Below are 12,827 nucleotides of genomic sequence, written 5' to 3' on the forward strand. Positions count from 1 at the left end.
ACATTTATTGATACTGCAAAAATTCCTTTACTAAATGATGAACCATAGTGCATGGACACATTTCATGGGGGACAACATTGCGAGTTACGTGATATTTTTCTAATTTTTCTGCACGTTCTATCGCTGCTGTTCTGCGTGTTGGGTCTTGCAGAGTAGGTAAGATGTAGTTGCTAAAGCGTCTCTTCTTCTTAAAGTTATTGCAATAATTAAAAGTTCCTTCTTTTATATTTACGTGAAAATCGTTACTAATTTTCTTATCCATTTTCAGAATCTCAGTAAGTCGTTCATAGTATTTTTCTCGAAGTAAAGGATTCTTCTCGTCTACATCTTCGTAATGTAACAGCACCCAAAGCTCGAAACTATCGTTGCTCCATGCCACTTTTATATTATTCCTTTTGGCTGTATGTGGCGATTCATCAAAAGATATTTCATTTTTGTCGAGTTCGTTTGGTATGCCATTAAAGTCTCTATCAAACACACACCATATGTGTATACCCTTATCAAATACTTTATTCTTTTCACAATGCTTTATCGCTCTGAAGATATTCTCCATCTTACTTTTTTGGTCTTCTACTACATTGATTTTTAATTTCTCTGTCTGAAAAGATTCAAAATATAATTTTTCAGACATTGCATCCTCAGTAAAGATGATGAAAGTAGGTAGTTTATCTTCTATTCGGGTGTCGTCTGAGCGCAGTTCCCAAGGTTCTTTACTGTTTTCCATTCTCGTCCTCCTCCGTTTCCATATAGTTGTTTAATACTGGCAAAGCACCATAATAGCCTGCAAGATACTGTTTGGCAAAATCGGCATCGTTGCGTATTCCACGCAAATCAGCTAATGAATAGAGTCTTGTTGATTCGTCGTTTTGTTTCTCGGCGAAGTAGAATTGGTCGCGACGCATAATAGAAGGCGACATCAAATTAGTATCGTGGCTGGTGAACAATAGCTGCGAATTGTTTCTGTTTATTTTCGGATTGTTGAACATTCCAATTAATTTGATGAGCAGAGAAGGGTGGAAATTGCTGTCGATTTCATCAATAATAATTAGATATTGTTTAGGTTTCCCATATAATGCTCTTAGTAAATAACCTGCTAAATCGAATAGTTTTTTGGTTCCAGCTGACTCTCTATCTTCAAGATTCAACGATACAGACTTATTGTTATGAATAGGAGATGCCTTTTTTAATAAGACTTTATACAGTGGGAAATTAAGTTCATCCATATTTGCATTGCTTTTGTCATCTATCAATTCAATATCGTCATAATTCATATTGAATAGTTTTAGAAACTCAAGAAAAATTTCCTTATAATTTTTAATTGTATTTATGGAAATCCCTCTGAAAGCCCTTTTGCATGTACTATTATTTAATATGTAAAACGTTATGTAGGTTGAAATTAGAGCAGGAATACCCTCTGCGTCAAATGCAGCAGCGTGTACTAAAAACAATGTGTATGGATACGGAATCTTAGTTGGTATTATCATACCTTCTGATGTGGGCAGATTGTTTTCTTTCACTTCGTTGCCCACACGCAAAAATAAACGCTTCATATTTTTGTCCACATTGCCATAGAGCCACTCGCTTTCTATTCCTATACTATACGATTCACCATTCCCCGACGCCGTATTTACTTTGTTCACCACAAACCCATACCGATATTTCTTGCCGTTTAATAGTAATACGATTTGAAAAAAGCTGCCTTCGTCGGACGATTCAAAAAGAAATGGGTCGTAAAGTCTGTCTATTAATGCTGAATTAGAAGTGTTAGAATAAAGTGCCTGTGCAAAATAGCTTAACGCCATTAAGATATTTGATTTTCCACTTGCATTCGCTCCATACAAGCCAACAGTCTTTAAGAGCGATACACCATTGCTTGTAACAATATTGTTAGAGTCTGTTTCGCTGCCAGCTGGACTTTTCAGACCAGTTGCCCTAAAGCTGATTGTTTGCAAATCTTTTATCGAACGATAGTTCTTTACACTAAATTCTATAATCATAATATCGTAGTATTTATGCAAATATAGTCAGATTAAAGGATTTAAAAGAATATTTTGCGAAGAATTTGCAATAACTCTACAAATTTCCAAGAAATGCGAATAACTTGATAAAGTATATACTTAATCTTGCAGTAAATTTCCTACATATTTCCTCAAAATCTCCTTTCGATAATTGCGGAATATCTGTACAAAAATCGAGAGCTTTTCTATGGTTTTGCAAAAACATCTGTCTTTAGAGTCTTAAAGTATAGCTGTTGTTTGTCAAGACGTTCAGCAGACTTGTATATACCTTTTGGTAGAACGTAAAAATAATGTTTTATCGTAATTTAGCAGTACCTTGAGTGGTTTCTTTTGCTGTTCGTCTATGCAGCAACAGATTTTGCTTCATCGGAAGTTTGTTAGGAACGAAACAGATAGGAATAATCTTGATGTTTTGTCTTTATAGTTATTGGTCATCCAAGAGAGGAATGTGAAAGGACGGCATTCTAGCATTTTTATTTTCTTTCTTTTTCTCGTTTACGCTATGTAATTTCTATTTTTTATTTGCAGTGTGCAGGCAAAAACAGGGCATCAGACATATTTATGTGCAATGCGGCAACAACTATGATTTTGCTTAAAATCGTCCTTATATTGTAAAGATAATTCCGTTAAAAAATGATATTATCGGTTTGGCGTTGCGAAAGCGTAGGTTTTGCAACGCAAAACCTACGCTTTTACCGTGCAAAACCTACGGTTTTGGAATGCAAAACAATAGGTTTTGCAATGCGTTGATAGCGAGGTGATTAAGCGTTAGTTATGCTTGTGAAGAATATTTACATTTTTATTACCCTTTTTTCGTTCAAAAGACAAGTTGTTATCTCTGATTTTCTATTGTTTCTTAGCTTTGTTTATAAAATGAAAAACACTTTCTACCACAGGTAAGCAGGGAGGATTGATATGTTTTTAGCTTCGATAGTAAAACAAAAAGCAGCTCCAAATACACAACACGGCTTTTAGCAGTGATGAATATTAGCTTCAGTCTTAAAACGAAAAGCAGTCCCAAACACGGTGGTTAGGGACTGCTTCTACGAAAATGAAAGGGTTTTATTCTGTTGGAACTTTAAACTTTTATCTTTTCGAGTTTAAGTTCTTATTCTGCAGGAACTTCAAACTTGTCGCCTGTCTGCTCAATGAGGGCCTTGCGGGCAGCTTGGCTCATGCCGGGACGAGCGGGGCGAGCACCAAACCCTGTTGCGGTACGCTCGAACTTACCGTCCTTTTCGGGCTTCACAGCCATATCGTTGAACTTCACGATAAGGTAGGTTGCGAGTTGCTTCCATTCGGCAAGCATTTCGTTGCTCTTTGCTATTGAATAGTCGTTGAGGAGTTTAACGGCTGCCGCCTTGTCGGTATTATAAAGCTCTTGTGCTCTTGCTTCCATTTGTTTTTGCTCGGTTTCGTATCCTTTCTCCAAGCGGTCGCGCACGGCTTTCAATGCCGGGAACATCTGTGAATAGCGTGGGTAAACCATGTTTGCCACCCAGTTGCATACCCAGAATGCGTTCTTGTCCGAGAAAGTAACGGCGTCAGCACCGGGCGTGTTGAAACATTCGGCACGTTCTACGTTGCTGCAATAGATTGGAACGTAAGCTGCCATGTTGGCATCGTCGTTTGCAAACCAAATGATGCCGCCGATTTCGCGTGGCAACCATGAACGCAACTGGCATACGTATGAGAATGCGCTCTGCTGTGTAGAGGCCGGACGCTCGGTGAAATACTTCTTTCCGTTGTAGTCAAATGTAAGTGGAGTAGGGCGGTAAGGCATTTCCCAGTTACCCTGACCGCAGTCGTTAAGGGTGCTCAGCGGTGTTCCTTCGTAATGGTCGCGCATGCTCATCTGCATATCGGCGAGGGTTAGCTTGCGGTCCGGCTGAATCCAGAGAGGCATATCTTCGGCGTTCTTGTCCTTGCCGAGTGCCCAAGGCAAGTAGCGAGACATGTCCTTGAAATGGTTGAAGAAGCTCCATACGCGTGCATCGCAGTAGCGACGGCCGCCGAAATCGGGTGCTGCGTAAACCATTTTCCAGTTGAAGTCCTTGTCGTTACCTGTGAACCAGCCCTTTTCGCGAGCGAATTTGATGCAGTTCTTCGATGTAATGACGTCGGTGTTGTAGGTAGAGAACTGTCCGATGCGTGCTTGGTTGGCGTGTCCGGAAATCATTCCGTCAGGTATGCGCACCGCTACCCATACGACTTTCTGCTTCTTGTCGCCGCCGCAACCCATCATTTCGAGAATCCAAACCTCGTTAGGGTCGGCAATGGTGAAGCTCTCTCCACTTGAAAGATAGCCGTATTTCTCTACCAATGCGGTCATTACCTTGATGGCTTCGCGTGCTGTCTTTGCACGTTGCAAGCCGAGATACATGAGCGAACCGTATTCGATGATACCTGTCTTGTCTATCATTTCCTCGCGACCGCCGTACGTAGTTTCGCCAATGCTGACTTGATACTCGTTGATATTGCCGATGACGTTGTAGGTTTCGGCAGCTTCGTCGATGAAGCCGTGGCTTTCGCCCGAGTCGTAATCGATGATTTCACGCTTTGTGCCTTTGCGTGCTTGCCTGCAGCATAGTGGCAGAGGTTAGTAAACATACCGTAATCGTCGGCACTGTAAGTAACGAATACCGAACCGTCGGTAGTCGCTCCCTTGGTTGCAATGAAGTTTGTGCAAGCCTTTGTCGATGCGAAAGAGCAGATGGCGAGCACTGCTAAAAGTAGTTTCTTCATAATTATATAATTTAAAATTTAAAGTTTGACATTATTAATATATCAGTTTCGTTGTGTAGGTTGCCACGTTCTGACGTCGGTCGGTGGCTGTAATCTGCAATGTGCGCTGTGCCTTTGTGGGGCGAATAGGCGTTTTGCGCAGGTCGCAGAAGATGATGGAACGGTCTTTGCCTTGCTCGAACAGCACGAATTTTCCATCGATGCAGGCTTCGTAGTCCTTTATTCCGCTACCCGTATCGGACAGTCGGAAAGCAAGAAACGTCGGACTTGCCGAGGTTTGCCGTATTGTGGGCAGCGTGTTGTCGCAGGCTGCATAGTACACCAAGCCAAGGTCGCGAATGTTTCCCCGCAGCCAACCGCCCTTGTAAGTGCCGCCGCAAAACATGGGTGTGGCGGTTGCGCCACTGCCCGGTATAACGGCTGCCATATACAACTTCGACGGGTCGGCAGGCGGTGTGGCTATCTTGATGTTCAAATCGGTGTAGCCGAGCAGTGGCAAAAGCAAGGGTGCAAAGCGATAACCTGCCGAAAGAGCATCGGCTATGGTGATTTGTTGCGGTTGCAAAAAGCAGTTGCGTGCCAAAAGCGAGCCATCGACGTGGAGGAAAGCCGCACCAAAGGGTAAGCGGTTATTGCGGTTTGTGAGCAAAGCTGTGCTGCCTTTGCCGATGGGCTGTGCAGGCTGAATGGCTTGCGGAGTGCCCACAACGTATATGTCTTTTACGGTTTTGTTGCCGTAGTAATCGCGAAAGATGTATTGCAGGTGGTATTCCCGTTGTTCGTTGAAGTCGATAATGCCACGTGCATGGTTGGTCTTTATGAACGGCAGACGGTTGCCCGGCTCAAGGAAAGACTTTAAATACCACCTCCGATGGCTCGCAAAATGCTCGTAGTCGCCCCATACGTTTATCATTCGGTTGCACTTTTGGGGTATGTTGTTCACGTCGCTTTTGCAGACCAACTTGCCGTCGCAGTAAAGCTCGGTGTAGCGAACGCCGTAGTTGTTGTACACGCCGTCCATGTGGTCGTACGCCCATGTGCCGAAGCCAACCTTGCCCCACGCTTGGTAGCGGGCTTGTCCGAACGAACAGATGCGGCTTTCCTGTGTGTTTTGGAAGACACCCTGCCCACGTTGTGGATAGCTTTTGAACGAGTAGGCGGTAGGAGCCTCAGTATCGGGAACGATATGTGAAAGCCAGTTCAGCGGGTCCATTAGGTTGCCCGTTGCCGTCCGGTGCATTTCCAAATGCAGGTGCGGGCCTTGCGAAGCCCCCGTGTTTCCGCTGAGCGCAATGAACTGTCCCTTTCTGACGGGGATTTCGCCGGGGCGGAAGTGTATGTCGCCGTTAAACTTACGGTGCGCATATTGCCAGCGTTCAACGGCTGCCTGCACCTGCGGAGCAAAGCGGTTGAGGTGCACGTAGAAGCTGGAATAGCCGTTGGGGTGGGCTACGACGAGTGCGTAACCGAAGCCGTATTCGCCCACAATGGCACGCGAGACATAGCCATCGGCAACAGAATAAATGCCAAAGTTTACGCCACGCTCGGTTTTCACGTCGATACCGCCATGAAAATGGTTAGGGCGGGGTTCGCCGAAGTTGCCCGCAAGCTGTACGGGAATGTGCATCGGCGAGCCAAACGAAAGGGCTGTGAGCAGTAAACTAATAATGACCTGCATTTGCTTTCTTGTTGTTTTATTTTCTTTTTCCGTTCCTCAAAAGGTGCGTTTTCTCGCTATGGCAGTGCTCAAACAGGTTTGGCAATGCTCGTTTGGTTTAAGGGAAACGTTCTTTATGTTGTTCTTTGTTGTTGTTTATGTAGTTGCCCTGCTGTTTCTTTCCTTTCTTTACAAGGTGTTTTCAGCAAGTATCTTGCCGCCATTCGGAGAGTAGTTTGCCATCTTTATAAGCACGAAGGTTGCCCTTGCTGCCTTGTATGACGATCTCGCCGCCTATCCATTCCGTCATGGCAAGCTCCTCTGTGAGGGGAAAACAGCGTACCACCGTTTCGCCAACGAGTTCTATTACGGCAGGTTCTATGCGCCGGTTGCTGCAGATTGCCGTGTTGGCAGCCACTCTTCTCATTGTGTTGTCGGCGTGGGTATGCGTCTTTCGCGCATCGCATCTTGCGGTGTGCGCTGGTTTACGATAACAGGCCGGCTCTCTCCCGATGCACTTTTGCTGGTTTCCGTCATTTTCTCGGCAGCCTGTAGGGTTCTTTCGCCTTGCATTTTGTGTACGGCTTCGCCGCCCACGTTGCGTATTGGGTAGGTGGTGTCGGTAGAATCGCTTGTCGCGGTGGCAGTATTTTTCTGCTCGTGCATACGAATGAGCTTGATGTTGCTTACCATCAGGAGACGGAAAGTGGTTGATGGCTCCTGCGGTTGCGGCATATAGAAGTATCCGCGCACCCGCTTTATACCCACGTGGGCGTTGTCGCGGATGGAGAATACTTGGTGGTCTTCGTTATAGATGCGTATGGTTTCGGTGGCTACGCTGTCGTTTCCGAACGTTACGGAGAACACGGCGATGCCTTCACGTGTGCCGTCCTGCACGATGAATTGTGGGTCGAATTCGAGCGTTAGCTGGTCGCCCTTGTGATAGGTGGTATCTGTTTGTATTTCAAAATACCTGTAATTGTCAGGCGGTTGCGGCATCAGCACCATTGCCTTTGCCTTGTTCCATACGTTGGTGGTGTCGCCTTTGAGCGATGCTTCGCCGTATTGGCTGAAGTCGGACGCCGATGCGCCTTGTGCGCGGGCTTCTTTTTGCAACCTTTCGTCGATGTTTTCGTACATCTTCTTCAGCCGTTCGGTGTGGCGCATATAGTATTGCAACGACTTGCTGAAGTCGCTTTCGCTCACGTCGTATTGTTTGAATACAGCCAGTTTGTAGGCTTCCTGTTCGGTTGGGGTTGCGTTTTTAATGGCTGCCATCGACATAGCGATATGGTAGTCGTACAGCAAGTCTTCCATCTCGCCGGGCTGAATGTAGTCCGATGGTACGGTGGGTTTGCACGAAACCAACACGAGGACGAGCAAAATCAAGAGTTTTGCCCATCTGCCTTGTATTTTGTTGGGTTTCTGTGCGTGCATTTCTGTTGTCTATTTTTCAGTGTTCTTTGTTGTTTCTTCTATGCTTTCTGCCGTTGGCGGTGTTACTTTGACGTTGTTGAAGTCGTTTCGGTAGAAAAGGAAAAGTATGACTACGCCCACCGAAATGCAGGCATCGGCAAAGTTGAATATCGCCGAGAAGAAAGTGAAGTCTTCGCCACCCCACACCGGAAACCAGTCGGGGAAAGTGCCGTGGAAGAGCGGAAACGAAAACATATCTACCACGTTGCCCATCAGCATAGATGCGTAGCCTTCGCCCCACGGTACGAGTTGGGCAGGCGGCAGGTTGGTATAATAGGGGTGCGACGCCGTAAAGATTTCGCCATAAAAGAGCGAATCGAAGATGTTGCCTGCTGCTCCGGCGTAAATCATGCTGAGTACGACGATGTAGCCCATGCGTGCACCCTCTTTTATCTTCTTATAAATGTACCACGTCAGTCCACCTACGGCAACGATGCGGAACAAACTGAGGAAAAGTTTGCTGCCGATTTCCATGCCGAAAGCCATGCCGCGGTTTTCTATGAATGAGATACGAAACCAATCGAACACGACGATTTCTTCGCCGATATTCATGTTTAGCTTCACTGCAATCTTTATTGCTTGGTCAATCAGCAGCAGCAAAACGATGATTGCTGCTGCGATTGTACATTTCTTTTTGTTGTTCATCTGAACCTTTAATGGTCTTTGTTTGCCTGCTTCGATGCGACGCTGAGTGTAGCGTGTGGCACTATTCTGAGGCGTTCTTTGGGGATTAGCTCGCCCGTAATTCTGTCTATGCCGTACGTTTTGTTGTCAATACGAACCAATGCAGCATGCAAACCCTGTATAAACTTCTGCTGACGCTGTGCCATCTGTACGAGTTCTTCCTTGGTTTGGTTGGTACTGCCTTCTTCCAATGCCTTGTAGGTGGGCGAGGTATCGTTCACGTCGTTGGTGTTTTTATTCATCAAGACCTTCATAGTTTCCTCGTAGTCCGACTTGGCAATATCTAATTTCTTGTTTATAATAGCGCGGAACTCCTCGAGTTCTTCGTCGCTGTAACGCTTTTTTTCTTCCATAGACTGTTAGTTAAATGGTGTTCAACTTAGATTTTGTTGTTCTCTATATATAATAAGGTGTACTGCTTCGTGGTGAAAGAGTTTTTCAACCACCACGGGCAGTGTACCTTGTTATGCTTTTTCCACTAAAATGTTGAGTTTGAAGTTGTCGAATTCCACTTCCGTTCCGTCGTTTTCAGCCACCACAATATCGTTTGCCAATACCTGTGTTTTAACGAGTTCGCCAAACGTTGCGATAGCTGCGGTGGTTTCTTCGTTAGGTGCCACGGTAACGATGATGCGGTCGGTGATTTCAAAACCTGTTTCCTTGCGGAGATTTTGAATGCGGTTCACAAGCTCGCGTGCCATTCCTTCCTTCTTCAGTTCGTCGGTAAGCTCTACTTCGAGTGCCACGGTGAGGTTGCCCTCGTTGCTTACGAGCCAGCCCGGCATATCTTCCGAGATGATTTCAACATCGGCTACGTCCACGTTGATAGGCTCGCCTTGCAGGTCGAAAGCGAAGTTGCCGCTCTGTTCGAACTGTGCTATTTCGTCTTGGCTCAAGCTGTTCATCTTTGCAGCAACGTCCTTCATGAGTTTGCCATACTTCTTTCCCATAACACGGAAGTTGCATTTTACCTTCTTCACGAGTATGCCCTGACCTTCCACGAAGTTGAGTTCCTTCACGTTTACTTCGCTCTTTATGAGGTCTGCCATGGCTGTAATGTGCTGACGTTGTGTGTCGTCGATGGCTGGAACCATAATCTGTGCGAGCGGCTGGCGCACTTTGATGTTCACCTTGCGGCGCAAAGCCAGCACCATAGAGGTGATGCGCTGTGCCATATCCATACGTGCTTCGAGGTCAAGGTCGATGGCTGCCTTGTCGGAAACAGGCCATTGGTCGAGGTGAACGCTTTCTTTCTTGCCCCCAAGGTCGTGATAGAGTTCGTCGGCATAGAACGGTGCGAGGGGTGCGACGAGCTTTGCCACCGTCATAAGGCAGGTATAGAGTGCATCGTACGCACTGCGCTTGTTGCCACTCATCTCCTTTCCCCAGAAACGTTTGCGGTTCAAGCGCACGTACCAGTTGCTTAAATCGTCGTTCACGAAGTTGTCTATCAAACGTCCGGCACGTGTCGGGTCGAAGTTTTCAAGCTCTGCCGTTACCTTGTCTATCAGCGAATTGAGCTTTGAAATAATCCAACGGTCTATCTCTGTCGCATCTTCCGTCAGCACCGGTGCACCTTCAGCCGGCACTTCGTAGTTGTCTACGTTGGCGTAGAGTGCGAAGAAACTGTACGTATTATACAATGTACCGAAGAATTTGCGGCGACATTCGTCTACGCCTTCGGGGTCGAACTTCAGGTTATCCCACGGTTCGCTGTTGGTCATCATGTAGAAACGCACAGGGTCGGCTCCGTATTTCTCCATCATTTCAAACGGATTGGTAACGTTGCTACGTGCTTGCTCATCTTGTTGCCCTTTGCATCGAGCACGAGTCCTGTCGATATTACGTTCTTGAACGCAACCGAATCGAACACCATTGTAGCGATGGCGTGGAGCGTGAAGAACCAACCGCGTGTCTGGTCTACACCTTCGTTGATGAAATCGGCAGGGTAGAACGCTGGCGGAACGGCTATTCCGCTGTATGATGAGTTGATTAATTGGTTGCGATATTCGTCCTCCGTCAGCCCGGTCTTAGCCAAACCGTCCTTGCAGATGTCGCCTTCGAACGGATAGTGGAGCTGTGCGTAGGGCATAGAACCGCTGTCGAACCACACGTCGATGAGGTCGTCTTCGCGGTACATCGGCTCTCCTGCGTCGTTTACAAGCACGATGTCGTCCACGTAAGGGCGGTGCAGGTCGATGCGATCGTAGTTTTCCTGACTGTAATCGCCCACGATGAAGCCGCGCTCCTTGAGTGGATTGCTCTTCATAACGCCCGCTGCAACTGCCTTTTCTATTTCGTTGTAGAGCTCTGCCACCGAACCGATGCACTTTTCGTTGCGCTTTTCGTCGCGCCAGATTGGCAACGGCGTTCCCCAGAAGCGCGAACGGCTCAGATTCCAATCGTTCAGGTTCTCCAACCAGTTGCCAAATCGACCGGTACCGGTTGATTCCGGTTGCCAGTTAATGGTCTTGTTCAGTTCCACCATACGCGTCTTGGCAGCGGTATCTTTGATGAACCAGCTGTCGAGCGGGTAGTATAGGATAGGCTTGTCGGTACGCCAGCAGTGCGGATAGTTGTGGGTGTGCTTCTGAATGTTGAAAGCTTCGCCCGCCATTTTCATCTCCATGCACATCACGATGTTAAGGTCTTCTGCCTTCTCGGAAGCTTTTTTATCCCACACACCATCAGGATTGAAGCGTGGGTCGTAGGCATTCTTCACGTAGTCGCCTGCGTGTTTACCGTAAGCATCTTTGTCTACGCAAGCTGCAATGAAGTTGTTGTCGAGTTCTTCAAGGGTATAATACTTACCTTGTAAGTCCACCATTGGTCGTGTCTCTCCCTTTTTCGAGATGAGGTAGAGTGCCGGAATGTTGGCATCTTTAGCCACTTTGGCGTCGTCGGCACCGAAAGTAGGAGCGATATGTACCACACCGGTACCGTCTTCGGTAGTAACGTAGTCGCCAAGAATAATGCGGAAGGCTTCGCTTTCCATTTCTACGAATTCGTCTCTGCCATCTTCGCTCTTGAAAACCTTATCGGCATGCGCCTTGGCGTAACTGTTCACGAATGCAGGAGCAAGCTCGCCGGTACGCTCAACCGGCTTAATCCATTTCATGAGCTGCTCGTAGTGAATGCCTTCGAGTTCTGTACCCATTGCCTTTCCTACGATACGGTAAGGCAACACCTTGTCGCTGCTCTCGTATGCAGGCATTTCGCCTTCTTTCACTTCGCCTTCGGGCTTGAAGTAAGCTGCCAGTCGGGTGGCTGCCACCACCACCGTTACCTTGTCGGCAGTGTACGGATTGTAGGTTTCCACTATCAGATATTCAATCTTCGGACCCACACAGAGTGCCGTATTTGAAGGCAATGTCCATGGCGTTGTAGTCCACGCAAGGAATGAAGCTTGCCCCACGCATTCGTCTTGATACCTTGTTTTTGGCAGAAAGTTGCCCAATCGTTTTCCACAATAGCAAAGTGCACCGTTGCTGTGGTATCTTTCACGTCGCGATAGCAGCCCGGTTGGTTCAGCTCGTGGCTCGAAAGTCCCGTGCCTGCGCCCGGAGAATAGGGCTGAATGGTATAGCCTTTATAAAGCAAACCTTTGTTGTAGAGCTGCTTCAAGAGCCACCAAAGTGTCTCGATGTATTTATTGTCGTAAGTGATGTAAGGGTGGTCGAGGTCTACAAAGTAGCCCATCTCCTCAGTAAGTTTGCGCCATTCGGCTGTGAACTTCATCACGTTCTCACGACATCTGTGGTTGTATTCCTCGGTTGAAATATATTTTTCCGACGCCTTGTTGTCGATGTCTTTCTTTGTAATGCCTAATTCTTTCTCCACACTAAGCTCCACCGGCAGTCCGTGCGTGTCCCAACCAGCCTTGCGATGCACCTGAAAACCTTGCATCGTCTTATATCTGTTGAAAGTATCCTTAATGGCACGTGCCAACACATGGTGTATTCCGGGGTGTCCGTTAGCAGAGGGAGGTCCCTCGAAGAATACGAATTGAGGTGCGCCCGCCCGTTCATCGATACTCTTGTGGAAGATGTCGTTCTTCTTCCACTCTTCTAATACTTCCTTGTTGATATTTACCAAGTTCAGCCCACTATGTTCGGCGAATTTCTTAGACATAATTGTATGTTTGTTTTACCTATTTTCTTTAAAAGTGCAAATTTACGCAATTTATTTTAATTATGGTGGAGAAAAGGCGAAAAAAAGACACAGCCGAATTTTGTAGGAAACAAGGC

General features: G+C 46.6%; 7 protein-coding genes and 2 pseudogenes. All 9 read right to left on the reverse strand.

Features of this window, described 5'->3' with window-relative positions; all coding sequences use genetic code 11:
• Positions 1–4: 4 nt before the first annotated feature.
• Positions 5–724, reverse strand: coding sequence for an RloB family protein (locus tag JCM15124_RS11610; protein WP_024999535.1), 720 nt, complete (start codon positions 722–724; stop codon positions 5–7).
• The gene (locus JCM15124_RS11615) at positions 711–1,997 is read right to left on the reverse strand and encodes an AAA family ATPase (protein WP_024999536.1); all 1,287 of its coding nucleotides are present in this window, start codon (positions 1,995–1,997) and stop codon (positions 711–713) included. The genes JCM15124_RS11610 and JCM15124_RS11615 overlap by 14 nt, the downstream gene beginning before the upstream one ends.
• A 1,129-nt stretch (positions 1,998–3,126) precedes the next feature.
• Positions 3,127–4,763 (reverse strand): annotated as a pseudogene (locus JCM15124_RS14350) (dipeptidase).
• 34 nt (positions 4,764–4,797) lie between these two features.
• Positions 4,798–6,441, reverse strand: coding sequence for a M23 family metallopeptidase (locus tag JCM15124_RS11635; RefSeq protein ID WP_024999537.1), 1,644 nt, complete (start codon positions 6,439–6,441; stop codon positions 4,798–4,800).
• A gap of 181 nt (positions 6,442–6,622) precedes the next feature.
• Positions 6,623–6,847, reverse strand: a complete 225-nt coding sequence (locus JCM15124_RS11640; RefSeq protein WP_024999538.1) for a hypothetical protein — start codon at positions 6,845–6,847, stop codon at positions 6,623–6,625.
• Positions 6,844–7,857, reverse strand: a complete 1,014-nt coding sequence (locus JCM15124_RS11645) for a DUF4296 domain-containing protein (RefSeq protein WP_024999539.1) — start codon at positions 7,855–7,857, stop codon at positions 6,844–6,846. Before JCM15124_RS11645 ends, JCM15124_RS11640 begins: the two co-directional genes overlap by 4 nt.
• Positions 7,858–7,866: 9 nt before the next feature.
• Positions 7,867–8,541, reverse strand: a complete 675-nt coding sequence (locus tag JCM15124_RS11650) for a lipoprotein signal peptidase (protein ID WP_024999540.1) — start codon at positions 8,539–8,541, stop codon at positions 7,867–7,869.
• 8 nt (positions 8,542–8,549) lie between these two features.
• Positions 8,550–8,933 carry a TraR/DksA family transcriptional regulator gene (locus JCM15124_RS11655; RefSeq protein WP_024999541.1) on the reverse strand — a complete coding sequence of 128 codons (384 nt, stop codon included), beginning with the start codon at positions 8,931–8,933 and terminating at the stop codon, positions 8,550–8,552.
• 111 nt (positions 8,934–9,044) lie between these two features.
• Positions 9,045–12,711 (reverse strand): annotated as a pseudogene (gene ileS / locus JCM15124_RS14355) (isoleucine--tRNA ligase).
• Between the last annotated feature and the right edge of the window lie 116 nt (positions 12,712–12,827).

It is taken from the genome of Prevotella falsenii DSM 22864 = JCM 15124 (assembly GCF_000613945.1).
GTDB lineage: Bacteria > Bacteroidota > Bacteroidia > Bacteroidales > Bacteroidaceae > Prevotella > Prevotella falsenii.